We start from the raw sequence: 23,134 nt of genomic DNA on the forward strand, positions 1-23,134 counted from the left end.
CCGGGCGGCCGACCCGGAAGGACCGCCATGGACATCCGCCACCTCGCCCCCGAGGAGCTCTCGGACCAGCCCAGCGACCGCCGCACGGTGGCCTCCGAGACGGTCTACGAGGGGTTCATCTGGGACGTCCGGCGTGACGAGTTCGAGCTGTCGCAGGGGGAGGATCCCCTGCGGCGCGACTACATCACCCATCCCGGGGCCGTGTCCGTGCTCGTCCTCAACGACGACGACGAGGTCTTCCTGATCAACCAGTACCGCCGGCCGGTCGGGATGACGATGTGGGAGATCCCCGCCGGCCTGCTGGACGTCGAGGGCGAGGACCCCGCCGCCGCGGCGCGGCGGGAGCTCGCCGAGGAGGCCGACCTGCGCGCCGAGCGGTGGGACGTCCTCGTGGACTTCCACAACAGCCCCGGCTCCTCCTCGGAGGCCAACCGGGTCTTCCTGGCGCGGGGCCCCGGTGACGTCCCGCAGGACGAGCGCCACGAGCGCGACGGGGAGGAGGCGGAGATCCACGGGGCGTGGGTCCCGCTCGACGGTGCGGTGCGCGCCGTGCTGGAGGGCCGTCTGAACTCGCCCGCCGCGGTGATCGGGCTCCTCGCCGCGCACGCCGCGCGGTCCGAGGGCTACCGGTCCCTGCGCCCGGCCGACACGCCGTGGCCCGGCCACCCCGACCTCCGGTGACCGGCGCGCCGCCCGCGGCGGCACCGGGCGACGCGCTCGACCGTGCCCTGGAGCGCTATCTGCAGCACCTGGCCGTGGAACGGGGACTCGCGGCGAACACGCTCGCCGCGTACCGGCGGGACCTGTCCCGCTACGCCGAGCACCTGCGCGAGCGCACGGACCCGCCCGTGACCACCCTGGAGGGGATCAGCACGGGACACGTGCGCGACTTCCTCCGGGACCTGTCCGCCGGGTCGGAGGACAGCGCACCCCTGAGCACCCGCAGCGCGGCCCGCTGCCTGGTGGCGGTCCGGGGCGCCCACCGCTTCTGGGCCCTCGAAGGGCTCACCCGCACGGATCCCGCCGCCCCCGTCCAGCCGCCCGCGCCGGGGCTGCGCCTGCCCCGGGCCGTCCCGGTCGAGCAGGTCACCGCGCTGCTCGAGTCGACCGGCGGTGAGACCCCGCAGCAGCTGCGCGACCGTGCGCTGCTCGAGCTCCTGTACTCGACCGGCGCCCGGATCTCGGAGGCGACCGGCCTCGACGTGGACGACCTGTCCCGGGCCGTGCGCCGGAGCGGCGAGCCGGAGGACACCGACACCGGGATCCCGTTCGTGCGGCTGTTCGGCAAGGGCGGCAAGGAACGGATGGTCCCGCTCGGCTCCTGGGCCGTGCGCGCCGTGGACGACTGGCTCGTGCGGGGCAGGCCGGCTCTCGCCGCGGAGGGGCGCGGCACCCCGGCGCTGTTCCTCAACGCCCGGGGAGGGCGGATCAGCCGGCAGACGGCCTGGACCTCGGTGCGGACCGCGGCGGACCGGGCCGGCCTCGGCGACCGGATCACGCCGCACACCCTCCGCCACTCCTTCGCGACCCACCTCCTGGAGGGCGGCGCGGACCTGCGGGTCGTGCAGGAGCTGCTCGGCCACGCGTCGGTCAGCACCACGCAGGTGTACACCCTGGTGACCGTCGACTCCCTGCGCGAGGTCTACGCCGCGGCCCACCCCCGGGCGCTGTAGGGCCGGGCGCGTCAGGAACGGGCGGACCGCTGCCGGACCTGCCCCGCGAGGTCTATCCTGGGTCCGTGCGCCGGGGGACGCACGCGGACGGCAGGGGGCGTCATGGACGGGCTCGCACGGTCGACGAACAGCACTCGGCGGGGCGCGGTGCTCGCCCTGCTCTGCGCCCTGGTCCTGGGCGCCCTACCGGCGACAGCCCCGCCGCCCGCGTACGCCGTCACGGCCATCGAGGCCGAGCACCGGCGGCTCGGCGGGGCCTCCGGACGCCTCGGGGCGGCCCTCGCCCCGGAACGCTGCGGGCTGCGCAACAGTGGCTGCTACCGGAGCTTCGAGCGGGGCAGCATCCACTGGTCCCCGGGCACCGGCGCACGGGCCACGTGGGGCGCGGTCCGCGCGGCCTGGGCGGCGACGGGCTGGGAGCGCGGCCGGCTCGGCTATCCCGTCGGCGGGGAGGTCTGCGGGCTGCGCGACGGCGGGTGCTACCAGAGCTTCGAGCGGGGCGGCATCCACTGGTCCCCGCCCAGCGGCGCACACCCCACGTGGGGCGCGATCCGCTCGGCCTGGGCGGCCTCGGGCTGGGAGCGCGGAGCCCTCGGCTATCCGACCGGTGGCGAAAGCTGCGCCGGCCGGAGCTGCCGGCAGTCCTTCCAGCGGGGGTCCATCACGTGGACGAACGGCGGGGGCATCCGGGTGGCCCGGGAGATCGACCGGGCCGCGTCGGTGTTCGTCGTCGTCAACAAGCGCCGCCCTCTGTCCCCGGTCGACTACGTACCGGGCAACCTCGAGTCCGTGGGCGGGCACCTGATGCGGGCGGACGCGGCCGCCGCGTTCCGCCGCATGCAGGCCGACGCCGCGAGGGACGGAGCGCCGATGACGCCGATCAGCGGCTACCGCTCCTACGCCACGCAGCGCGACCTGTACCGCCACTACGTGTCGCTGTACGGGCAGGCGCAGGCGGACCTGATCTCCGCCCGCCCGGGGCACAGCGAGCACCAGACCGGACTCGTCATGGACATCGGCGACCCGAGCGGGGAGTGCGGTCTGCAGCAGTGCTTCGCGGACACCCCGGCCGGGGCGTGGGCACGGGCCCACGCCCACGAGTACGGCTTCGTCGTGCGGTATCCGCCCGGCCGCACGGCGACCACCGGCTACGCCTACGAGCCGTGGCACCTCCGCTACGTGGGGCGGCACGTCTCGACCGGGATGGCCCGCCACGGCATTCCCACGCTGGAGCACTACATGCGGTTGCCGGCCGCGCCCACGTACTGAGCCCGAGGGCCCTCCGCCGACCGCGGAGGGGTCACAGGTGCCGTTCGTCGGGCCCGTTGTACTCGGACAGCGGGCGGATCAGCGAGTTGGACGCGACCTGCTCCATGACGTGGGCGGTCCAGCCGGTGATGCGGGCGGCCACGAACAGCGGGGTGAACGTGGGGATGTCGAACCCCATGAGCCAGTAGGTCGGCCCCGCCGGGTAGTCGAGGTTGGGCTTGATCCCCTTGGCCTCGTCCATGGACTTCTCGAGCCCGTGGTACAGGCCCAGCAGCTCGTCCCGGCCGTAGTGGGCGACCATCGTGTCCAGCGCCGCCTTCATGGTCGGCACGCGGGAGTCGCCGCGCTTGTAGACGCGGTGGCCGAAGCCCATGACCTTCTTCTTCGCCGCGAGAGCCTCGTCCATCCAGGCCTTGGCGCGGGCCTCCGCGTCGGCGGCGGACTCCTCCATCCGGATGCCCAGTTCCACGAACGTCTCCATGACGGCCTCGTTGGCCCCGCCGTGCAGGGAGCCCTTCAGCGCGCCGATGGCGGCCGTGACCGCCGAGTGCAGGTCCGACAGGGTCGAGGTCACCACCCGGGCGGTGAAGGTCGAGGCGTTGAAGGAGTGCTCGGCGTAGAGGATCATCGACACGTTGAACGCCTCGACGACCGACGGGTCCGCCTCCTCGCCGAAGGCCATCCACAGGAAGTTGGCGGAGTAGTCGAGGTCCTCGCGCGGGGGCACGACGTCCTGGCCCCGACGGCGGCGCTGGTCGTAGCACACGACCGCGGGCATGGCCGCGAAGAGCTTCTGCGCCTTGGCGAGGTTCGCCTCGGGCGAGGAGTCCTCGGCCTGCGGGTCCTGCGCGCCCAGCACGGAGGCCGCGGTGCGGCACACGTCCATGGGGTGGCAGGTGGTGGGCAGGGCGTCGATGATCGCCTTCAGCTCGGGAGTCAGCGCCCGGTGGCCCCGCTCCAGGGCCCGGAACTGCGCCAGCTCCTCGTCCGTGGGCAGCTCTCCGTTCCACAGCAGCAGCGCGACCTGCTCGAAGGAGCAGGACGCGGCGAGCTCCTGGACGGGGTAGCCGCGGTAGAGCAGGGAGTTGCTGTCCGGGTTGACCTTCGAGACGGCCGTGTAGTCGGCGACGACGCCGGCCAGCCCCTTGTGGACCTCGTTCTGGTTCTCGGTCATGGTGGTCTCCTCCACGTGGTCGGTGGGTAGCGTGCGGTCAGTGGTGCCGGCCGGGGACCTCGAAGTCGAAGACCCCGGAGTCGAACTGGGTGTACCCGTTGTAGTCCACCAGGTCGTAGAGACGGGCGCGAGTGAGCATGTCCGGCACGGCCGCCTGCTGGCTGCCGTCGGACCGGATGGTCTCCAGCACCCGTTCCATGGCGCCGAGGGCCGCCCGCATCAGGGTGACCGGATAGATGATCATGTTCACGCCGGCGTCCTGGAGCTGGTCGGCGGTGAACAGCTGCGACTTCCCGAACTCGGTCATGTTCGCCAGGATCGGCACGTCCACCGCCGCCCGCACGGCCTCGAACTCCGAGAGGTCGGCCATCGCCTCGGGGAAGATCGCGTCGGCGCCGGCGTCCACCAGGGCCCGGGCCCTGTCGGTGGCCGCGGCGAGGCCCTCGACGCCGCGGACGTCGGTGCGGGCCATGATGAGGAAGTTCGGGTCCCGGCGGGCCTCGGCGGCGGCACGGACCCGCTGCACGGCCGTGTCGAGGTCCACGACGTTCTTGCCGTCCAGGTGACCGCAGCGCTTCGGATTGAACTGGTCCTCGATGTGGCACCCGGCCAGGCCCGCGTTCTCGAGCTCCTGCACGGTGCGGGCCACGTTCATGGGCTCCCCGAAGCCGGTGTCGGCGTCGACCAGGCACGGCAGGTCCGTGATCCGGGCGATCTGCCCGGCGCGGGCGGCGACCTCGGGCAGGGCGGTCAGGCCGATGTCCGGGAAGCCCAGCTCGTTGGCCAGCACGGCTCCGGAGATGTAGACGCCGTCGAAGCCCTGCTCCTGGATCAGGGTCGTGGACAGCGGGGTGTAGGCGCCGGGGAACTGCACGATCCGCGGCCCGGCGAGCATCTCGCGCAGGGCGATCCGCTTGGTCTCAGGGGTGGTGGTGGAGAACAGCATGCTCAGAAGATTCCCTTCGTGCCGGTGCGCAGGTCGGAGGAGGCCGTGACGTTGAGGGCGTCCAGCTCACCGGCGCCCAGGTCCGGGAGGTTCTCGGCCGCGGCGATGAAGCGTTCCAGCTCCTCCGCCGCGACGATCCCCTCGGCGAGGGAGCGCAGCTTGGACACGTACTGCTCCCGCGCGAACGGGCGGGCCCCGAGGGGGTGGGCGTCGGCCACCGCGATCTCCTCGACCACGGTGGAGCCGTCGTCGAGGGTGATCTCGGCCCGTCCCCCGAAGGCCTTCTCCGCCGGGTCCAGGGAGTGGTACCGGCGGGTCCACTCGGCGTCCTCGGCCGTGGTCACCTTCTTCCACAGGGACACCGTGTCGGGCCGCCCGGCGCGCTCGGGGGCGTAGGAGCCCACGTGGTCCCAGGCCCCGTCCTGCAGGGCCACCGTGAAGATGTAGGGGATCGAGTGGTCGAGGGTCTCCCGGGTCGCGGTCGGATCGTACTTCTGGGGGTCGTTCGACCCCGACCCGATCACGTAGTGCGTGTGGTGGGAGGTGTGCAGCACGATCGACCCGATCCGGGACGGGTCGGCCAGCTCGGGACGCTCGCGGTGCAGCTTGCGGGCCAGGTCGATCCAGGCCTGCGCCTGGTACTCGGCCGAGTGCTCCTTGGTGTAGGTGTCCAGGATCGCGGCCTTGGCCTCGCCCGGGGCCGGCAGCGGCACCTCGTAGGCGGCGCCGGGGCCGTCCAGCAGCCAGGCGATGACCCCGTCCTCGCCCTCGTAGATGGGGGTGGGAGAGGTCTGGCCGCGCATCGCACGGTCCACGGCCTCGACGGCCATCTTCCCGGCGAACGCCGGGGCGTGGGCCTTCCAGGTGGAGATCTCTCCCTTGCGGGACTGGCGGGTCGCGGTGGTGGTGTGCAGTCCCTGGCCGATCGCGTGGAAGATCGTCCCCACGTCCAGGCCCAGCAGGGTGCCGATGCCGGCGGCCGCCGAGGGACCGAGGTGGGCGACGTGGTCGATCTTGTGGGCGTGCAGGCAGATCGACTTGACGAGGTCGACCTGCAGCTCGTAGCCGGTGGCGATGCCGCGCACCAGGTCGCGGCCCGTGGCGCCCGCGTGCTGGGCGACGGCGAGGATCGGGGGGATGTTGTCACCGGGGTGGGAGTACTCGGCGGCCAGGAACGTGTCGTGGTAGTCCAGCTCGCGTACGGCCACTCCGTTGGCCCAGGCCGCCCACTCCGGGGAGACCTTGTGCCGGTCCGCGGGGACCCCCAGGACGGCGGAGCCGGTCCCGCGCGGGCCGGGTGCGTGGGCCAGCGCCTGGTCCCGGGCCGAGACGATCGGGTCCCGGTTCAGCGAGGCGATCGCCACCGAGGCGTTGTCCAGGACCCGGTTGATCACCATCTCGGTCACCTCGGGGGTGACCTCGACCGGGTCCGCGGCGACCTCGGCCATCTTCCAGGCGAGCTGCTCCTCGCGGGGCAGGTTGTCCTTCGACGGGTGGACGCGCACGGGGTGGAGAACGGTCATGGGGGTTTCCTCTCGTGGGACGGACGACCGCCGGCGGCGGACGACGGGTGCGCCCGCGCTCAGCCGGCGGCCTCGAGCGGGGGAGCGGGCTGGACCCACTCGCGGACGGGGGTGGTCAGGACGGCGTGCAGCGAGTTGGCCAGGTGCACGCGGGTCGCGGCCTCGGCGAGCTCCTCGGAGCCCTCCGCGATCGCCCGGGCGATCTGGGCGTGCTCCGCGGCGGCCCGCGTGAGCCGGTCCGGGTTGGTGCGCGAGAGCTTGCGCACGCGCACCAGGTGCAGGCGCAGGGAGCGCTGGGCGGCCGTGAGGTAGGGGTTGGCCGTGGCCTCGTCGATGGCCCGGTCCATGCGCTCCACGAGGTCGTAGTAGCCGGCCCGGTCCGTGCCGGGGCCGTGCGCCTGGTCCACGACCGCCTCGAGCTCGGCCGCCATCCGCTGGAACGCGGCGGCGTCGCACCGCCGGGCGGCGAGCCGGGCCGCCCGGCAGTCGAGGGCCTCGCGCAGCTCGAACAGGGCCCGGACGTCGTCGAGGGAGATCTGGGAGACCACCACGCCGCGTCCGCGGTGGGCCTCGGCGAGACCGTCGGCCGTCAGCCGGCTGAGCGCCTCGCGGATCGGCGTGCGGGAGATCCCGAAGCGCTCCGACTGCTCGACCTCGCCCAGCACCTGGCCCGGGAGCAGCCGCCACTCGACGATGTCCTCGCGCAGGGCCTCGTAGGCCCGGTCGCTGGCTCGCACGGCTCTCTCCTCGCCTCGGTCGACCCCGCCGGGGAGCTCGGCGCGGATCGTAGGTGACAGACATCACACGACGCGCTCAGTGTATACACCCTGGCGGGCAGCTGACGAGAGATTCGGCAAACCTCTGCTCCGTCCTGCATCAATGTATACACGATCCTTGTTGCCTGTGATCTGTGCCACTAGGGTGTCCGGCAGGACCGCAACGCCCTGGAGGAACCCATGAGCACCGACGACCGAACACCCCGGCAGAACGAGGGCTACGCCGAGGTCTACCGCCGCAGCGTGCAGGACCCGGAGGCGTTCTGGCTCGACGCCGCCCGCGCCGTGGACTGGGTGCACGAGCCCACCGTCGCCCTCGACGACTCCGCGGCCCCGCTCTACCGCTGGTTCCCGGACGGCCGGCTCAACACCTCGTACAACGCCCTCGACCGCCACGTGGAGGCCGGTCACGGCGAGCGCACGGCCCTCGTCTACGACTCCGCGGTGCTGGGGGTCCGGGAGAGCTTCAGCTACGCCCGCCTGCGGGACGAGGTCGCCCGGTTCGCCGGGGCGCTCGCGGCCCGGGGCGTGGGGAAGGGCGACCGGGTGCTCGTCTACCTCCCGATGATCCCGCAGGCCGCCGTGGCGATGCTGGCCTGCGCCCGGCTGGGGGCGGTGCACTCGGTGGTGTTCGGCGGGTTCGCCCCGAAGGAGCTCGCCTCCCGCATCGACGACTCGCGGCCGGTCGTGGTGGTGACCACGACCGGCGGGGTGGAGCCGAAGCGGCGGATCGAGTACATCCCCGCGATCGAGGAGGCCCTGCGGATGGCCGAGCACGCCCCCGGGACCGTCCTGGTGCACGAGCGGCCGGGGTTCGAGACCACGGTCGAGGACGCCCGGGGCCGGGCCGGGGCCGACGGGCAGCCCGCGGTCGAGTGGCTCGACTGGGCGGCCGCCGTCGAGGGCGCCGAGCCCGCGGCACCCGTGCCGGTCGCGGCCACCGACCCGCTCTACGTCCTGTACACCTCCGGCACCACGGGGACACCGAAGGGTGTGGTCCGGGACAACGGCGGGCACGCCGTGGCCCTGGCGTGGTCCATGCGCAACGTCTACGACGTCGGCCCCGGCGAGGTGATGTGGACGGCCTCGGACGTCGGCTGGGTCGTGGGCCACTCCTACATCGTCTACGGCCCGCTGCTGGCCGGCGCCACGACGGTGCTCTACGAGGGCAAGCCCGTGGGCACCCCGGACGCCGGCGCGTTCTGGCAGCGGGTCGAGGAGCACGGCGTCAAGGTGCTCTTCACGGCGCCCACGGCCCTGCGCGCCATCCGCCGGGCGGATCCGGAGGGCGAGCTCGTGCGCCGGCACGACATCGGCTCCCTGCGCACGCTGTTCGTGGCGGGGGAGCGTCTGGACCCGGAGACGTACCACTGGGCCTCCCGGGTGCTGGGCGTGCCCGTCGTCGACCACTGGTGGCAGACGGAGACGGGGTGGGCCATCTGCGCCAACCCCCTCGGGATCGAGCGGCTGCCCCTCAAGGCCGGCTCGCCGTCCGTGCCGGTGCCGGGGTACCGGGTGGAGATCCTGGACCCGCTGGGCCGGCCCGTCGGGGTCGGCGAGGAGGGCAACATCGCCCTGCGCCTCCCGCTGCCGCCGGGCACGCTCCCCACCCTGTGGGGCGACGACCGGCGGTTCGTGGACTCCTATCTCAGCGCGTTCCCCGGCTACTACGCCACGGGCGACTCCGGGCACGTGGACGAGGACGGCTACGTCTACGTCATGGGCCGCACCGACGACGTCATCAACGTCTCCGGCCACCGTCTGTCCACCGGGGCGATGGAGCAGGTCCTGGCCTCCCACCCGGCCGTGGCCGAGTGCGCCGTGATCGGGGTGGGGGATCCGCTGAAGGGTCAGCGGCCGTCCGGGTACGTCGTGCTCAAGACCGGCGCCGACCTGCCCGAGGACCGGCTCCGGGAGGAGCTCGTGGCGCTGGTGCGCCGGCAGATCGGAGCGGTGGCCGACTTCAAGGACGTCGCCGTGGTCGACGGGCTGCCCAAGACCCGCTCCGGGAAGATCCTGCGCAAGACCATGCGGCAGATGGCCGACGGAGAGGACTACACCGTGCCCTCGACGATCGAGGACCCCTCCGTGCTGACGGCCCTGGAGGGCGTGCTGCGTCCCCCCGGCGCTCGAGAGCGCGCCGCCGCACCCGGGGATTCGGGGGCGGACCGGCGGCGGCGGTACCCTGGTAGCTGATCGAGTCCAGGAGAACCCCAGGTCGGACCGTCCGGCCCGGGCCGCCCCGTGCCCGGGGCCGGCCCGCCCGCGCACGACCACGAACGAGAGAGCGGTGCCACGAGTGAGCCAGCAGAGCGACGAGAGGACCCCCGGCACGGGCGAGGCCGGGACGGGGACCGTCGGCCTGACCGGCCGTCCCGTCCGCGACTTCCCCGAACCGCCCGAGCTGTCCACCCACGGACCCGCCCGGATCATCGCGATGGTCAACCAGAAGGGCGGGGTCGGCAAGACCACGTCGACCATCAACCTCGGTGCGGCGCTCGCCGAGCTGGGCCGCAAGGTCCTGCTGGTCGACTTCGACCCGCAGGGCGCCCTCTCCGCCGGTCTCGGCGCCAACCCCCACGAGCTCGAGCTGACGGTCTACAACGTCATGATGGACCGTTCCGTGGACGTGTGGGACGTGGTCCAGGAGACCGACGTCGAGGGCGTCGACCTGCTCCCCGCCAACATCGACCTGTCCGCGGCCGAGGTGCAGCTGGTCACCGAGGTGGCCCGCGAGCAGGTCCTGGCGAGTGCCCTGCGCAAGCTCGAGGAGCACTACGACGTCATCATCATCGACTGCCAGCCCTCGCTGGGCCTGCTGACGGTCAACGCACTGACCGCCGCGCACGGAGTGGTCATCCCGCTCATCGCCGAGTTCTTCGCCCTGCGCGCCGTGGCGCTGCTCGTGGACTCCATCGAGAAGGTCCAGGACCGGCTCAACCCGCGGCTGCAGATCGACGGCGTGCTGGCCACGATGTTCGACTCCCGGACCCTGCACTCCCGCGAGGTCATGGCCCGGATCGTCGACGCCTTCGGGGACAAGGTCTTCGACACGGTCATCAAGCGCACCGTGAAGTTCCCGGACGCCACGGTCGCCGCGGAGTCCATCCTGTCCTTCGCCACCGCCCACCAGGGCGCCGAGTCCTACCGCCAGCTGGCGCGGGAGCTCATCTCGCGCGGCGGCGCGCCCTGATGCACCCCGGGGAGCCGCCGGGACCTTCGGGGCCCGGCGGCTTCGCGGTGCAGCTGGAGGACTTCGCGGGGCCGTTCGAGGTCCTGCTCTCGCTGATCGCCAAGCACGAGATGGACATCACCCGCATCGCGCTGTCCGCCGTCACCGACGAGTTCATCCGGTACGTCCGCGCCCTGCACGAGGTCGGCTCGGCCCGCGCGCTCGACGAGTCCAGCGAGTTCCTCGTGGTCGCGGCGACCCTCCTGGACCTCAAGGCCGCCCGGCTGCTGCCGCGCGGCGAGGTCGAGGACGAGGAGGACGTCGCCCTGCTCGAGGCCCGGGACCTGCTCTTCGCCCGCCTGCTGCAGTACAGGGCGTTCAAGGAGGTGGCGGTCCTGCTCGACGAGCGGATGCGGGCCGAGTCCACGCGCCTGCCCCGGTCCGTGCCGTTGGACCCGGAGGTCGCGGCCGTGCTGCCCGAGCTCGACTGGCGGACCACGCCCGGGCAGTTCGCCGCGATCGCCCGCTCCGTCCTCGCGGCCCGGCCCGGGACGCCCGCGGAGGTCGGGGTGGACCACCTGCACGGGGCGGCCGTCACCGTCCGGGACGAGGCCGAGACGCTGGCCGGGCTGCTCGAGGACGGTGAGCCGCGCTCCTTCCGCGTGCTCGTCGCGGACGCCGGGTCCACCCTGGCGGTGGTCGTGCGGTTCCTGGCGCTGCTCGAGATGTACCGGGACGCGGTGGTCGAGCTCGTGCAGGAGGGGCCGCTGGCCGAGCTGACGGTGCGCTGGACCGGTGCGGGCAGCGGGTGGACCGCCGACCGGCTGGCGGAGGACCCCGGCGGCCCTCCGGGCGAGGACACGGTCCCGGGCGGGGTCCCGGCGCCGGCGGGAGCGGGCGCATGATCACCGCCGGCGAGGACGGGCCGGACCTCGGGGCGCTGCCCGGCGGCGTGCGGGCCGCCGTCGAGGCGATCCTGATGGTCGCCGACGAGCCCGTCAGCGAGTACGCGATCGCCGCCGCCCTGGTGGTGCCGGTCGCGTCGGTGCAGCGGGTGCTCGACCGGCTCCGCGCGGAGTACGACGGCGTCGCCGCGGATCCAGGGTATGATGGGACGTTGGTGCCGCGCGGGTTCGAGCTGCGCAGCACCGGTGCCGGCTGGCGGATCCACTCGCGCAGCGAGTTCGCCCCCGTCGTCTCGGCGTTCGTCGCGGAGAGCCGGACCGCCCGTCTGTCCCAGGCGGCGCTGGAGACCCTGGCCGTCGTGGCCTACCGTCAGCCCGTGAGCCGGGGACGCATCTCCGCGATCCGCGGTGTCAACGTCGACGGCGTCGTCCGCACCCTCGTGCAGCGGGGACTGATCCACAAGCTCGAGCGGGACGGCGAGTCCGGCGCCGTGCTCTACGGCACCACCACGTTCTTCCTGGAGAAGATGGGCATCGGCTCGCTCGACGAGCTCCCCGACATCGCCCCTCATCTGCCGGGCATCGACCAGATCGACCACTACGAGGACTGAGACACCAGCATGGCCACTTCACGTTCATCATCCGGGCGCCCCGGACCCGGCGGCCGCCGCGCCCCCGGCTCCCAGGGCGGCCAGAAGCCCCGCACCGGCCAGGGCGGCAAGACGTTCCAGGGCGGGAAGGGCACTCCCGGACGTGGCCCTGCGAAGGGCGCCGCGGCCAGGGGTGCCGCCGCCGAGGCGGGCACGGCCAAGGGCGGCACGACCAAGGGCGGACCCGCGAAGGGCGGGCCCTCGGCCGGCGCCGGCAAGGACCGCGGGCCCCGTCCGTTCGCCTCCTCGGAGAAGAGCTCCCGGCGCATGCCGGCCACCCCGTACCGCGCCCCGCACCGCAAGCGGCGGCCGAAGAACCCGCCCGTGGACCGGCTCGACCAGCACGACCCCGACGGCGTGCGGCTGCAGAAGCTCATGGCCCAGGCCGGGGTGGCCTCGCGGCGCGTGTGCGAGGAGATGATCGAGGCCGGTCGCGTGCAGGTCAACGGGGAGACCGTCACCGAGCTCGGCATCCGCGTGGACCCGGACACCGTCGAGATCCACGTCGACGGCGTGCGCGTGCAGCTCGACGAGAACCTCGTCTACTACGCGTTCAACAAGCCCGAGGGCGTGCTCTCCACCATGGACGACCCCGAGGGCCGGCCGTGCGTCTCCGACTACCTGAACCAGCAGAGGAGCGAGCGCGTGTTCCACGTGGGCCGCCTCGACGTCGAGACCGAGGGGCTGCTGCTGCTGACCAACGACGGCGAGCTGACCAACCGACTCACGCATCCCTCCTACGAGGTCCCCAAGACCTACCTCGTGCAGGTCCGCGGCCCCATGGAGAAGGGCGTCGGGGCCGCCATGAAGGCGGGGCTGGAGCTCGAGGACGGCATCGCCTCCGTCGACTCCTTCCGCCTCGTGGACTCCACCCCCGGCCACCTGCTGGTGGAGGTCGTCCTGCACTCCGGGCGCAACCGGATCGTCCGCCGGCTCTTCGACGCCGTGGGCCATCCCGTCGAGAAGCTGGTGCGCACCGAGGTCGGGCCGATCCGCATCGGCGACCAGCGCCAGGGCACGATCCGCCGGCTGTCCAAGACCGAGGTCGGGCACCTCCTGGCCTCGGTGGGCATGTAGGGAGCTCCCGTGACGCAGACCTCCGCCGGGCCGTCGGTGCCCGCGGCGACCTCCGGGCCCGTGCTCGTGATCGGGGCCGGACTGCTCGGCGCCAGCATCGGCCTGGGCCTGCGCCACCTCGGCGTGGACGTCTGGCTGCAGGACGCCTCGCCCACCGCCGAGGCCGTGGCCCAGGACATCGGCGCGGGCCGGTCCTGCCGTGCGGCGGGGGCGGACCGGGTGCCGGAGCCGGCCCTCGTCGTCGTCGCCACCCCGCCCGACGTCACGGCCCCGACCGTGGTCGAGGCGCTGGGACGACACCCGGACGCCGTGGTGGTCGACGTCGCCTCCGTCAAGGCGGCCGTGCTGGAGGACGTGCGCGCCCTCGGCGGGGACCTCACCCGCTACGCGGGCACCCACCCCATGGCGGGCCGGGAGAGGTCGGGGCCCGTGGCTGCCCGCGGCGAGCTGTTCACCTCCATGCCGTGGGTGGTGTGCGACTCCGGGAGCTCCTCGCCCGCGGCGGTCGCCGCGGCGAAGAACCTCGCCGTGGACCTCGGGGCGACCGTCACCTTCATGGACGCCCGCGAGCACGACGCGACCGTGGCGCTGATCTCCCACCTGCCGCAGGTCATGTCCTCCCTGCTGGCCTCCCGGCTGCAGGACACGCCGCTGCACCACCTGTCCCTCGCCGGGCAGGGGCTGCGGGACACCACCCGCATCGCCGCCTCCGACCCCGGTCTGTGGGTGCAGATCCTCTCCGCCAACGCCGGGCCCGTCGTCGCGTCCCTGCACGGCGTGCGCCAGGACCTCGACCGGCTCATCGCCACCCTCGAGCAGCCGGAGGCCCCCGGTGCACGGCTGGACATCGCCCAGCTCGTGGCCGAGGGCAACGCCGGACAGGCCCGCATCCCGGGCAAGCACGGCGGGGCCCCGCGCGCGTTCGCCGCGCTGACCGTCCTCGTGGGCGACGTGCCCGGGCAGATCGCCCGGCTGCTCACCGAGATCGGGGAGATCGGGGTCAACCTCGAGGACCTGCGCCTCGAGCACTCCCCGGGCCAGCCCGTGGGCCTCGTCGAGGTCTCGGTGCTGCCCAACCGCCGCAAGGAACTCGTCGAGGCGCTCCAGGAGCGCGGATGGAAGGTCGTGCAGTGAACACCGGAACGAACACCGCCCGCAGCGCAGCCCCGGAGCCCGGGGTCCCCATCCCCGACGGACGGCAGCTGGTCGTGGCCGTCGACGGGCCCTCGGGCTCCGGGAAGTCGAGCGTGTCCAAGGAAGTGGCCCGCCGCTTCGGCCTCGCCTACCTGGACACGGGGGCGATGTACCGCGCCCTCACGTGGTGGTGCCTGGACCGCGGGGTGGACCTCTCCGACGGCGACGCCGTGGCCGAGGCCGCCCGCGCCTTCCCGCTGGCCCAGGGCACCGACCCCGACCGGGAGCTGGTCCTCGTGGGCGGCGTCGACGTGGGCGTCGAGATCCGGGGCGCCCGGGTGACGGAGGCCGTCAGCGCCGTGGCCACCAACCCGGCGGCCCGGGCGGTCCTCGTGGCCCGCCAGCAGGAGCTCATCGCGGACAGCGGCCGGCGGATCGTGGCCGAGGGCCGGGACATCACCACGGTGGTGGCCCCGGACGCCGACGCCCGGATCCTGCTCACCGCCGACGAGCGGGCCCGGATGATCCGCCGCGGCCTGCAGAACGGCGGGGTCGAGGACGCCGAGCAGCTGCGGGAGCAGGTCGTGGGCCGGGACGCGAAGGACTCCACGGTCGTGAACTTCACCGAGGCCGCCGACGGCGTCGTCACCGTCGACTCGTCGGCGCTCACCGTGGAGCAGACGGTCCAGGCCGTCATCGACGTGGTCGTCCGAGCCGCGGGCCGCCCCGCCTGACGGGCCCGCACCACGCCGCCCCCACCTTTTCCGCCATCCGACCGGCCGCACCCGGCCCAGCGAAGGACAGCCATGACCGGCAACCCCGAGAACACCGCGCACGACACCGCCCACGACCCCTACGAGGCCGAGCTCCTCGGCGGCACCACGGACGACGTCGTCGAACGCCTCGCCGCCATCGACGACGACGAGGCCGACCAGCGCGCGCAGGCGCTGCGGGCCGGGCTCGAGGACTACGACCTGGACGAGGAGGACGCCGCGCTGCTCGCCGAGTGGGCCGAGGACGGCGACCGGGCCCCGGTGCAGCGCCCCGCCCCGGTGCTCGCGATCGTGGGCCGGCCCAACGTCGGGAAGTCGACCCTCGTCAACCGGATCCTCGGCCGGCGCGAGGCCGTCGTGGAGGACACCCCGGGCGTGACCCGGGACCGTGTCTCCTACCGGGCCACCTGGAACGGGCGCAACTTCACCCTCGTGGACACGGGCGGATGGGAGTACGACGCCAGGGGCATCAACGCCCGGGTGGCCGAGCAGGCCGAACTGGCGGTCGAGTTCGCCGACGCCGTGCTGCTCGTGCTCGACGCCACCGTGGGCGTGACGGCCGCGGACGAGGCGATCGTCAAGATGCTGCGCCGGGTCAGGAAGCCCGTGATCCTCGTCGCCAACAAGGTCGACTCCCCGCAGCTCGAGGTCGAGGCCACCTACCTGTGGTCCCTCGGCATGGGGGAGCCGCACCCGGTGTCGGCGCTGCACGGTCGCGGCGCCGCCGACGTCCTCGACGCGGTCACGGAGCTGCTGCCCGAGTTCTCCGCCGTGGCCGAGACCGAGCTCACCGGCGGCCCCCGCCGCGTGGCGCTGATCGGGCGCCCGAACGTGGGGAAGTCCTCGCTGCTCAACAAGCTGGCCGGCTCCGAGCGCGTCGTCGTGGACCCCCAGGCCGGGACCACCCGCGACCCGGTCGACGAGCTGATCGAGCTCGGCGGCAAGCCGTGGCGCTTCATCGACACCGCCGGCATCCGCCGCCGCGTGCACATGGCGCAGGGCGCCGACTTCTACGCGTCCCTGCGCACCCAGGCGGCCCTCGAGCGCGCCGAGGTGGCCGTGGTGCTGCTGGCCGCGGACGAGGTGCTCTCCGAGCAGGACGTGCGCATCCTGCAGCTGGCCGTGGACTCCGGCCGCGCCCTCGTGCTCGCGTTCAACAAGTGGGACCTCATGGACGAGGACCGCCGCTACTACCTGGAGCGGGAGATCGACCGGGACCTCGCCCACGTGGCCTGGGCGCCGCGGGTGAACGTCTCGGCGAAGACCGGGTGGCACAAGGACCGGCTCGTCCCCGCGCTCGAGACGGCTCTGGCGTCGTGGGACACCCGCGTCCCCACCGGCCGGCTCAACGCGTTCCTCGGCGAGATCGTGGCCGCCCACCCGCACCCGGTGCGCGGCGGCAAGCAGCCCCGCATCCTCTTCGGCACGCAGGCGTCCTCCCGCCCGCCGCGCTTCGTGCTGTTCACCACGGGCTTCCTGGACCCGGGGTACCGGCGGTTCATCACCCGGCGCCTCCGCGAGACCTTCGGCTTCGAGGGCACCCCCATCGAGGTCAGCATGCGGGTGCGCGAGAAGCGCAACCGGAAGCGCTGACGGGGCCCGTGCCGAGATGAATTCCGTCCGAGCTTGCTGTAATGTGAGGCGAGTGCTCGGGGCGGGAACGCACTGAGCAGTTCGGGCTGTGGCGCAGCTTGGTAGCGCACTTGACTGGGGGTCAAGGGGTCGCAGGTTCAAATCCTGTCAGCCCGACGATTCGAGGCCGGTGGACCGCGGGAACGCGGACCACCGGCCTCCTCTCGTCCCCGGGGTCCGGGCTACCGCCGTCCGCCGGCCCGACGGGCCCGGGCCGCCGTCCCCCGCAGCCGGGCGAGGTCGAGGTCAGGCCGGCCGCCGGCCGTGCCGACGACCTCCGCCGCGGCGGCCGCGGCCCACCAGGCGGCGGACTCCGGGCTCTCGCCGCGCAGCAGCGCGACGGTCAGCGCCGCGACGAACGAGTCGCCGGCGCCCGTGGGGTCCACGGGGTCCTCGTCCAGGTGCGGCAGGACGACGTGCCCTCCCGGCCAGGCCACCACGTCGCCGTCCCCGGTCGCGAGGGCGACCACGCGCGGTCCCTCCGCGAGCAGCGACCGGGCCGCCCGCACCGTTCCCGGCACGTCCCGCGGCGCCCAGCCCACCAGGGCCCCGGCCTCGGCGGTGTCGGCGCGCACCACGGCGGCGGCGTCCAGCACCCGCCGGCGCACGGCCCCGTCCGCCGGGGCGCCGTCGGCCACGGTGAGCGCCCCGCCCGCGCCGGCGGCCGCGAGGGCCTCGAGCACGGCCGGGCCGGGCTGCTGGAGCTGCACCAGGACGGCGTCGGCGGACCGGACGGCCTCCGCGCACGCACGCACGTCCTCGGCACCGAGCAGCATCCGGGGATCCACGTCCTCCAGCAGCCGGCGGACCCCGCGCGGTCCCACGAGGTCGACGAGCAGCGCGGTCGGTGCGCCGGGGCGGCGCACCACGGCCCCCACGTCGATCCCGTCCCCGGCGGCCTGGGCGAGCACCTCCTCGCCGGCGCGGTCGTCGCCGACGACGCCGACGAGCCGGACGGTGGCCCCGAGCTGACGGCACGCGACGGCCTGGTTGGCACCCTTGCCGCCGAGCAGCTCCTGCCGCTCGAGCACGTCGGTCGAGCCGCCCGCCTCCGGGAGCTCCTCGACGCCCAGCACGAGGTCACGTGCCACCTGGCCCACCACGACGACACCCGACATGCGGTTCTCCTGTCTCCGGATCCTCCCGAGCGGTCCCGCTCGCGAGCATAGGGCACGGCCGGCCCCCGGGCCCGTCGTCCCGGCCCGCCGGCGCATACACTGCACGGGACGTCGAGTGCTCCGGACCGGGGCCGGTCCGGACCACAGAGGAGCGCCGGAGTTGAAGGACCTGTACACCCTGCCCAAGGCGGAGCTGCACCTGCACATCGAGGGGACCCTCGAGCCCGAGCTGGCCCTGGAGCTGGCCGCCCGGAACGGGGTCGAGCTGCCCTACGACTCGGTCGAGGAGCTGCGGCGGCAGTACGACTTCGAGGACCTCTCCTCGTTCCTCGAGCTCTACTACGCCACGACGGCCGTGCTGCGCGAGGCCTCCGACTTCGAGGCGCTCACCCGGGCCTACCTCGGGCGCGCGGCCGCGCAGGGGTTGCGGCACGTCGACGTCTTCTGCGACCCCCAGGCGCACACCGTCCGGGGCGTGCCGCTGGAAACGGTGCTCGACGGCATCCGCAGCGGCCTCGACGCCGCCCGCACCGAGCACGGGATCACGAGCACGCTGCTGCTGTGCTTCCTGCGCGACCGGCCCGCCGCCGAGGCCCTGGAGCTCTTCGAGTCCCTCGGGGACCAGCTCCCGCGCATCGACGGGATCGGCCTCGACTCGGCCGAGGTCGGCCACCCGCCGGCGCTCTTCGAGCAGGTCTACGCCCGGGCGCGGGCGGCCGGACTGCACGTCGTCGCCCACGCGGGGGAGGAGGCGGGGCCCGAGTACGTCCGGGAGGCCCTCGACGTGCTGCGCGTCGAGCGGGTGGACCACGGGATCCAGAGCCTGCGCGATCCGGACCTGGTGGCGCGCCTCGTGGCCGAGCAGGTGCCGCTCACCGTCTGCCCGCTGTCCAACGTGCGGCTGCGCGTGGTCGGCGCGCTCGCCGAGCACCCGGTGCTGGACATGCTCGGGCGGGGTCTGCTGGTCACGGTGAACTCGGACGACCCGGCGTACTTCGGCGGCTACGTGGGGGACGTCTACCAGGGCCTGCGCGACGCGCTGGGGATGACCGACGAGCAGGCGGCCGCCCTGGCCCGCAACTCGGTGGACGCCTCCTTCGCCGGGGCGCAGCGCAAGCGGGCCGTCCACGCCGAGATCACCGCGTGGGAACAGGGCTGAGCGGCCGCCCCCGGGCGGACACGACCCGCCGGCCCGCGGTGCGGTCTGTGCCATAATCGACCCGACCGCACCCGCCGGACCAGGAGTGACCCATGAGCGACATCCCCGCCGACCTGGCCTACACGGCCGAGCACGAGTGGATCGCGGCCCCCGACGCCGACGGCGCCGTGCGCATCGGGATCACCGACCACGCGCAGAGCGAGCTCGGCGACGTCGTGTTCGTCCAGCTGCCCGAGGTGGGGGAGTCGGTCGAGGCGGGCGCCGCCGTCGGCGAGATCGAGTCCACCAAGTCCGTGAGCGACATCTACGCCCCCGTCTCCGGGGTGGTCACCGCGGTCAACGAGACCCTCGAGGACGAGCCCGCCACCGTCAACTCGGCACCGTACGGCGAGGGGTGGCTGTTCGCGCTCCGGCCCGCCGACGCGGACCACCGGACCGGGCTGCTCGACGCCGAGGCCTACGCGGCCGAGCTCGGCTGATCCCCGCGAGGATCCCCCGCACGCGAGCCGGGACCTGTCCCGGCCGCCCGTCCGTGTCTCCACCACCCGGTACACTGAACAGCAACCGGGTGGCTCCGGCCGGTCGCCCGGACCAGGCCGGGACAGGAGGTCGCGGGGTCGGATTCCCACGGGATCCGCCCACCATCACGTCACCAGTCGAGGGAAGAGATGTCCAGAACCCAGAACGGCTCGAACGCACCCCAGGGGGAGCCGGAGACCACGTCGGTCCAGATCGTGGCCGAGGTCCTCTCCCACGCCGCCTCCCACAAGCTCACACCGGAGGAGAGCTCCGCGGTTTCCGCGCTCCCTCCGCGCAGCGCCCTGCTCGTCGCCCACGACAGCGCGGGCACCGGCTCGCGCTTCCTCCTGGACCGGGACGAGGTCCCCGCGGGCCGCCACCCGTCCTCCGAGATCTTCCTGGACGACGTCACCGTCTCCCGCCGGCACGCGCGCTTCGTCCGCCGCGGCGACACCTTCGAGATCATCGACACCGCCTCCCTCAACGGCACCTACGTCAACGGCGACCGCGTGGACCGCGCGGAGCTCGACAACGGCGACGAGGTGCAGATCGGGAAGTTCCGGTTCACGTTCTACCGTTCGCTGCGCTCGCAGTCGGACCAGTAGAAGGGAGCCATGACCGAGTCCGCCGGACACGACCCCCACCGGGACGACGCCCAGCACGAGCCCCGCGTGGGCATCAGCGCCGTCCTGAAGGAGCTCGGCGAGGAGCACCCCGGCATCACCGCCTCGAAGCTGCGCTTTCTGGAGGACAAGGGCCTGGTGCACCCGGCGCGCACCGCCTCCGGCTACCGCAAGTTCTCGCGCGCCGACGTGGACCGGCTGCGCCGGATCCTCGAGCTCCAGCGCGACCGCTACCTCCCGCTGAAGGTCATCCGGGACCGGCTCGACGCCGACGAGGACGCCCGGGAGGACGACGCCCGGCGCAGCACGGGGGCCGCCGACCCGGTGACGGCGCCGCTGCCGGTCGTCAGCGTCCCGCGCACCTACAGCCTGCGGGAGCTGGCAGGGCGCACGGGCGCCGGCATCCCGCTCGTGCGGGAGCTGGTCAGCTACGGGCTGATCCGGGAGCAGAACGGGGTCTTCGACGACCACGCCCTCGCCATCACCCGGGCGGCCCTCGCCCTGACCGCCCACGGTCTGGAGCCGCGCCACCTGCGCCCCTTCAAGGCCGCCGCGGACCGTGAGCTGGGGCTCGTCGAACGGGCCGTGGCGCCCCTGACGTCCCGCCGCGACGCCGCCTCGAGGGCCCGTGCCGTCGAGCGCGCCCAGGAGATCTCGGGCCTGTGCCTGACCATCCACACCTCGCTCGTGCGGTCGGAGATCGCCGCGCTCCAGGAGCGGGCCGCGGTGGAGGGCTGACATGGCCGTGCACCAGGTGCTCATGGAGATCGCGGGTGTCCGCATGGACGTGCCGTCGGCGCAGCCCGTCGTCGTGCTGCGCGAGGTCGAGGGCGGGCGGCACCTGCCCATCTGGATCGGCACCAACGAGGCGACGTCCATCGTCTTCGCCGTGCAGGGGATCGAGCCGCCCCGGCCCCTGACGCACGATCTCGTGCTGTCCGTGGCGACCTCCTTCGGGCGCACGCTCACGCGGGTGCGGATCCACACCGTGGAGGAGGGCGTCTTCCACGCCGCCCTGGAGTTCTCGGACGGCACGGTCGTCGACTCCCGCGCCTCGGATGCGATCGCCCTGGCGGCCCGGACCGACTGCCCCATCCTGTGCACCGAGACCGTCCTCGACGAGGCGGGTCTCGTGATGAGCGGCGACGGGGAGCTGCGGGAGCCGTCCCACCGCCCGGGTGGGGGGGAGCCGCAGATGCCCCCGGAGGCGCAGGTCGAGCAGTTCCGCGACTTCCTCGACAACGTCGACCCCGAGGACTTCTGAGCCCGGGACCGCCCACCCGGCCGACACGGGGCGCGGGCGGCCGATGTCTTTGACCCCGTCCCCGGGGAGGTCTAACGTCGGAACCGTACTCGAGGCGTCCCCGGGGGGATCCGGACGCCCCCGCGAGACCATTCATCCCCGGCGCCGCGAGGACCGGATCCACGATCGAGGAGGCGGCGTGAGCGACCGCGAGCAGCCCGGCGGCACGTCGGGCCCCGAGAGTCCTCCTGCGCACGGCACCCAGGGGGTCCTCTTCGAGGACCCGGTGGTCCGCGACGAGTCGGTGGGCTACCGCGGGCCCACCGCGTGCAAGGCCGCGGGCATCACCTACCGGCAGCTGGACTACTGGGCCCGGACCGGGCTCGTGGAGCCCACCGTGCGCGGCGCCTCCGGGTCCGGGACGCAGCGCCTCTACAGCTTCCGCGACATCCTGGTCCTCAAGATCGTCAAGCGGCTCCTGGACACCGGGGTCTCGCTGCAGCAGATCCGCACCGCCGTCCGCGCGCTGCGCGCGCAGGGCGTCGAGGACCTGGCCCAGCTCACCATGATGAGCGACGGCGCGAGCGTCTACGCGTGCACGTCCCCCCACGAGGTGATCGACCTGGTCCAGGGCGGCCAGGGTGTGTTCGGGATCGCCGTGGGCCGGGTGTGGCGCGAGGTCGAGGGCACCCTGGCGGCGATGCCCGGGGAGCACACCGGCAAGCAGCCCGCCCCCGCGGAGGAGGTCCTCCCGGACGACGAGCTCTCCGCCCGCCGGGCCCGCCGGCAGAACGCCGGCTGACCCCGGGGGCTCAGGGCGCGCCGTCGAGCAGGCCCCGCAGGACGGCCGTGTACCGGCCGGAGATGTCCCGGGCCTCCGCCCCGGGCCAGCGGTGGATCGGCCAGGCCGCCCCCTGCGCCTGCTGCCAGACGGGCAGGTCCGGGATCACCGGACTGACCAGCAGGGGGCCGAAGAGCTCCTCCAGCTCCGCCAGACGGTGCCGGTGCTCCACCGACGAGTGCCGGACCTTGTTGACCACCACACCGGCGGCCGGCACGGCCCACGTGCGGCTCTGCTCGAACTGGGCGATCGCGGTCATCGTGCGCTTGGTCCCCGCCACCGAGAAGAGCGAGGGCTCCGTCACGGAGAGGACCTTGTCGCTCGCGGCCCACGCGGTGCGCGTCAGGGCGCTCAGGGTGGGCGGGCAGTCGACCAGCACCAGCTCGTAGCCCCTGGCGTCCGAGAGCGCCCGCTCCAGCCGCCCCAGGTCCCGGTCCCGGTACTCGGAGCGGTCGAGGTGCGACGAGCGTGCGGAGCCGGGGGCGACGTCGAGCGCGCGGCTGTCGAGGCCGTCCCGCACCGCCCAGGACGAGGCCACGACCACGCGCTCGAGCGCCCCGCGGCGGGGCCTGCGCAGCGCCTCGCCGATGTCGTGGCCCCGCTCCGGCCGGACGCCGAGCCCGGTCGTGGCGTCCGCGTGCGGGTCGAGGTCCACCACCAGGGTGGGCACTCCCGCCTGCAGGGCCGCCGAGGCGATCCCGAGGGTCACGGAGGACTTGCCGACGCCTCCCTTGAGGCTGCTGACGCTGACGATCTGCACGGGAGGGGCGTCCTTCGCTCGTGGGGAATCCGGGGAGGCGGCTCCTCGAGCCCGGGGTCGGGGGCCGCGGCGGCGAGGAGGTCCGCGCCCATCGTAGCCGTGCACCGGGGCGCCGCCCCGGTGCGGCACGGAGGCCCCCGCCGCCGGTGCCCCGTCGCGCGGCGCGC

At 73.9% G+C, this 23,134-nt stretch carries 23 protein-coding genes and 1 tRNA gene; 18 read left to right on the top strand and 6 right to left on the bottom strand.

What is annotated here, in order from left to right; genetic code table 11:
* The first annotated feature begins 27 nt into the window (after window positions 1-27).
* The 3 genes from ACH9D3_RS05755 (at window position 28) to ACH9D3_RS05765 (ending at window position 2,942) form a co-directional block, all read left to right on the top strand.
* Window positions 28-681 (top strand): NUDIX domain-containing protein, encoded by a 654-nt coding sequence (locus ACH9D3_RS05755; protein WP_396410216.1) that lies wholly within the window; start codon window positions 28-30, stop codon window positions 679-681.
* Window positions 678-1,673 (top strand): tyrosine recombinase, encoded by a 996-nt coding sequence (locus ACH9D3_RS05760; protein WP_396410217.1) that lies wholly within the window; start codon window positions 678-680, stop codon window positions 1,671-1,673. The genes ACH9D3_RS05755 and ACH9D3_RS05760 overlap by 4 nt, the downstream gene beginning before the upstream one ends.
* 102 nt (window positions 1,674-1,775) lie before the next feature.
* A complete protein-coding gene (locus tag ACH9D3_RS05765) occupies window positions 1,776-2,942 on the top strand; it encodes a D-alanyl-D-alanine carboxypeptidase family protein (protein WP_396410218.1) in 1,167 nt (388 codons plus the stop codon).
* Between the two features lie 31 nt (window positions 2,943-2,973).
* On the opposite strand, the gene ACH9D3_RS05770 is transcribed toward ACH9D3_RS05765, so the two are convergent.
* Genes ACH9D3_RS05770 through ACH9D3_RS05785 form a run of 4 tightly spaced genes read right to left on the bottom strand, consistent with a single transcriptional unit; the run spans window position 2,974 to window position 7,322 of the window.
* On the bottom strand, window positions 2,974-4,116 hold the full coding sequence (locus ACH9D3_RS05770; RefSeq protein ID WP_396410219.1) for a bifunctional 2-methylcitrate synthase/citrate synthase: 1,143 nt from the start codon (window positions 4,114-4,116) through the stop codon (window positions 2,974-2,976).
* Between the two features lie 37 nt (window positions 4,117-4,153).
* Complete coding sequence (gene prpB / locus ACH9D3_RS05775) at window positions 4,154-5,062, bottom strand: methylisocitrate lyase (RefSeq protein WP_396410220.1); 909 nt, start codon at window positions 5,060-5,062, stop codon at window positions 4,154-4,156.
* Window positions 5,063-5,064: 2 nt separating this feature from the next.
* Window positions 5,065-6,585, bottom strand: coding sequence for an MmgE/PrpD family protein (locus tag ACH9D3_RS05780; RefSeq protein WP_396410221.1), 1,521 nt, complete (start codon window positions 6,583-6,585; stop codon window positions 5,065-5,067).
* Window positions 6,586-6,644: 59 nt separating this feature from the next.
* A complete protein-coding gene (locus ACH9D3_RS05785) occupies window positions 6,645-7,322 on the bottom strand; it encodes a GntR family transcriptional regulator (RefSeq protein WP_396398464.1) in 678 nt (225 codons plus the stop codon).
* Between the two features lie 219 nt (window positions 7,323-7,541).
* Here ACH9D3_RS05785 and ACH9D3_RS05790 point away from each other — a divergent pair, with 219 nt between their 5' ends.
* The 9 genes from ACH9D3_RS05790 to ACH9D3_RS05830 all read left to right on the top strand — a co-directional run bounded on the left by ACH9D3_RS05790 (window position 7,542) and on the right by ACH9D3_RS05830 (window position 16,821).
* Complete coding sequence (locus ACH9D3_RS05790; protein WP_396410222.1) at window positions 7,542-9,557, top strand: AMP-binding protein; 2,016 nt, start codon at window positions 7,542-7,544, stop codon at window positions 9,555-9,557.
* Between the two features lie 103 nt (window positions 9,558-9,660).
* Window positions 9,661-10,554 (top strand): ParA family protein, encoded by an 894-nt coding sequence (locus ACH9D3_RS05795; RefSeq protein WP_396398462.1) that lies wholly within the window; start codon window positions 9,661-9,663, stop codon window positions 10,552-10,554.
* Window positions 10,554-11,438: a segregation/condensation protein A gene (locus ACH9D3_RS05800; protein WP_396410223.1), complete on the top strand. Its 885-nt coding sequence runs from the start codon at window positions 10,554-10,556 to the stop codon at window positions 11,436-11,438. The genes ACH9D3_RS05795 and ACH9D3_RS05800 overlap by 1 nt, the downstream gene beginning before the upstream one ends.
* Entirely contained in the window at window positions 11,435-12,049 is a 615-nt protein-coding gene (gene scpB, locus ACH9D3_RS05805; protein WP_396410224.1) for an SMC-Scp complex subunit ScpB, read from the top strand. The genes ACH9D3_RS05800 and scpB overlap by 4 nt, the downstream gene beginning before the upstream one ends.
* Before the next feature lie 9 nt (window positions 12,050-12,058).
* On the top strand, window positions 12,059-13,165 hold the full coding sequence (locus tag ACH9D3_RS05810; protein WP_396410225.1) for a pseudouridine synthase: 1,107 nt from the start codon (window positions 12,059-12,061) through the stop codon (window positions 13,163-13,165).
* A 9-nt stretch (window positions 13,166-13,174) separates the two neighbouring features.
* Complete coding sequence (locus tag ACH9D3_RS05815) at window positions 13,175-14,299, top strand: prephenate dehydrogenase (RefSeq protein WP_396410226.1); 1,125 nt, start codon at window positions 13,175-13,177, stop codon at window positions 14,297-14,299.
* A complete protein-coding gene (gene cmk / locus ACH9D3_RS05820; RefSeq protein ID WP_396410227.1) occupies window positions 14,281-15,033 on the top strand; it encodes a (d)CMP kinase in 753 nt (250 codons plus the stop codon). Before ACH9D3_RS05815 ends, cmk begins: the two co-directional genes overlap by 19 nt.
* A 72-nt stretch (window positions 15,034-15,105) precedes the next feature.
* Window positions 15,106-16,665, top strand: coding sequence for a ribosome biogenesis GTPase Der (gene der, locus ACH9D3_RS05825; RefSeq protein ID WP_396398456.1), 1,560 nt, complete (start codon window positions 15,106-15,108; stop codon window positions 16,663-16,665).
* Between the two features lie 82 nt (window positions 16,666-16,747).
* Window positions 16,748-16,821 (top strand) — tRNA-Pro (locus tag ACH9D3_RS05830).
* 65 nt (window positions 16,822-16,886) lie between these two features.
* On the opposite strand, the gene ACH9D3_RS05835 is transcribed toward ACH9D3_RS05830, so the two are convergent.
* Window positions 16,887-17,822 carry a PfkB family carbohydrate kinase gene (locus ACH9D3_RS05835; protein ID WP_396410228.1) on the bottom strand — a complete coding sequence of 312 codons (936 nt, stop codon included), beginning with the start codon at window positions 17,820-17,822 and terminating at the stop codon, window positions 16,887-16,889.
* Window positions 17,823-17,982: 160 nt separating this feature from the next.
* On the opposite strand from ACH9D3_RS05835, the gene ACH9D3_RS05840 reads away from it, so the two are divergent.
* From ACH9D3_RS05840 to ACH9D3_RS05865, 6 genes are all read left to right on the top strand, one after another.
* The gene (locus ACH9D3_RS05840; RefSeq protein WP_396398454.1) at window positions 17,983-18,981 is read left to right on the top strand and encodes an adenosine deaminase; all 999 of its coding nucleotides are present in this window, start codon (window positions 17,983-17,985) and stop codon (window positions 18,979-18,981) included.
* A gap of 92 nt (window positions 18,982-19,073) precedes the next feature.
* Window positions 19,074-19,460, top strand: coding sequence for a glycine cleavage system protein GcvH (gene gcvH / locus ACH9D3_RS05845; protein WP_396398453.1), 387 nt, complete (start codon window positions 19,074-19,076; stop codon window positions 19,458-19,460).
* 189 nt (window positions 19,461-19,649) lie between these two features.
* Window positions 19,650-20,105 carry an FHA domain-containing protein gene (locus ACH9D3_RS05850; RefSeq protein WP_396398452.1) on the top strand — a complete coding sequence of 152 codons (456 nt, stop codon included), beginning with the start codon at window positions 19,650-19,652 and terminating at the stop codon, window positions 20,103-20,105.
* Between the two features lie 9 nt (window positions 20,106-20,114).
* Window positions 20,115-20,861, top strand: coding sequence for a transcriptional regulator FtsR (gene ftsR / locus ACH9D3_RS05855; RefSeq protein WP_396410229.1), 747 nt, complete (start codon window positions 20,115-20,117; stop codon window positions 20,859-20,861).
* Window position 20,862: 1 nt separating this feature from the next.
* Window positions 20,863-21,387: a bifunctional nuclease domain-containing protein gene (locus ACH9D3_RS05860; RefSeq protein ID WP_396410230.1), complete on the top strand. Its 525-nt coding sequence runs from the start codon at window positions 20,863-20,865 to the stop codon at window positions 21,385-21,387.
* A gap of 178 nt (window positions 21,388-21,565) precedes the next feature.
* Complete coding sequence (locus ACH9D3_RS05865) at window positions 21,566-22,168, top strand: MerR family transcriptional regulator (protein ID WP_396410231.1); 603 nt, start codon at window positions 21,566-21,568, stop codon at window positions 22,166-22,168.
* A 10-nt stretch (window positions 22,169-22,178) separates the two neighbouring features.
* Here the strand turns inward: ACH9D3_RS05865 and ACH9D3_RS05870 are convergent, their stop codons facing one another.
* Entirely contained in the window at window positions 22,179-22,967 is a 789-nt protein-coding gene (locus ACH9D3_RS05870) for an AAA family ATPase (protein ID WP_396410232.1), read from the bottom strand.
* Window positions 22,968-23,134: the final 167 nt, after the last annotated feature.

The sequence above is a fragment of the Kocuria kalidii genome, assembly GCF_044462225.1.
Lineage (GTDB): Bacteria > Actinomycetota > Actinomycetes > Actinomycetales > Micrococcaceae > Kocuria > Kocuria kalidii.

Coding starts and splice junctions, on each gene's coding strand:
- ACH9D3_RS05850 (WP_396398452.1), top strand. CDS start 19,650: ATGTCCAGAACCCAGAACGGCTCGAACGCACCCCAGGGGGAGCCGGAG.
- ftsR (WP_396410229.1), top strand. CDS start 20,115: ATGACCGAGTCCGCCGGACACGACCCCCACCGGGACGACGCCCAGCAC.
- ACH9D3_RS05755 (WP_396410216.1), top strand. CDS start 28: ATGGACATCCGCCACCTCGCCCCCGAGGAGCTCTCGGACCAGCCCAGC.
- ACH9D3_RS05780 (WP_396410221.1), bottom strand. CDS start 6,585: ATGACCGTTCTCCACCCCGTGCGCGTCCACCCGTCGAAGGACAACCTG.
- ACH9D3_RS05810 (WP_396410225.1), top strand. CDS start 12,059: ATGGCCACTTCACGTTCATCATCCGGGCGCCCCGGACCCGGCGGCCGC.
- ACH9D3_RS05800 (WP_396410223.1), top strand. CDS start 10,554: ATGCACCCCGGGGAGCCGCCGGGACCTTCGGGGCCCGGCGGCTTCGCG.
- gcvH (WP_396398453.1), top strand. CDS start 19,074: ATGAGCGACATCCCCGCCGACCTGGCCTACACGGCCGAGCACGAGTGG.
- ACH9D3_RS05765 (WP_396410218.1), top strand. CDS start 1,776: ATGGACGGGCTCGCACGGTCGACGAACAGCACTCGGCGGGGCGCGGTG.
- cmk (WP_396410227.1), top strand. CDS start 14,281: ATGGAAGGTCGTGCAGTGAACACCGGAACGAACACCGCCCGCAGCGCA.
- scpB (WP_396410224.1), top strand. CDS start 11,435: ATGATCACCGCCGGCGAGGACGGGCCGGACCTCGGGGCGCTGCCCGGC.
- ACH9D3_RS05835 (WP_396410228.1), bottom strand. CDS start 17,822: ATGTCGGGTGTCGTCGTGGTGGGCCAGGTGGCACGTGACCTCGTGCTG.
- prpB (WP_396410220.1), bottom strand. CDS start 5,062: ATGCTGTTCTCCACCACCACCCCTGAGACCAAGCGGATCGCCCTGCGC.
- der (WP_396398456.1), top strand. CDS start 15,106: ATGACCGGCAACCCCGAGAACACCGCGCACGACACCGCCCACGACCCC.
- ACH9D3_RS05770 (WP_396410219.1), bottom strand. CDS start 4,116: ATGACCGAGAACCAGAACGAGGTCCACAAGGGGCTGGCCGGCGTCGTC.
- ACH9D3_RS05860 (WP_396410230.1), top strand. CDS start 20,863: ATGGCCGTGCACCAGGTGCTCATGGAGATCGCGGGTGTCCGCATGGAC.
- ACH9D3_RS05790 (WP_396410222.1), top strand. CDS start 7,542: ATGAGCACCGACGACCGAACACCCCGGCAGAACGAGGGCTACGCCGAG.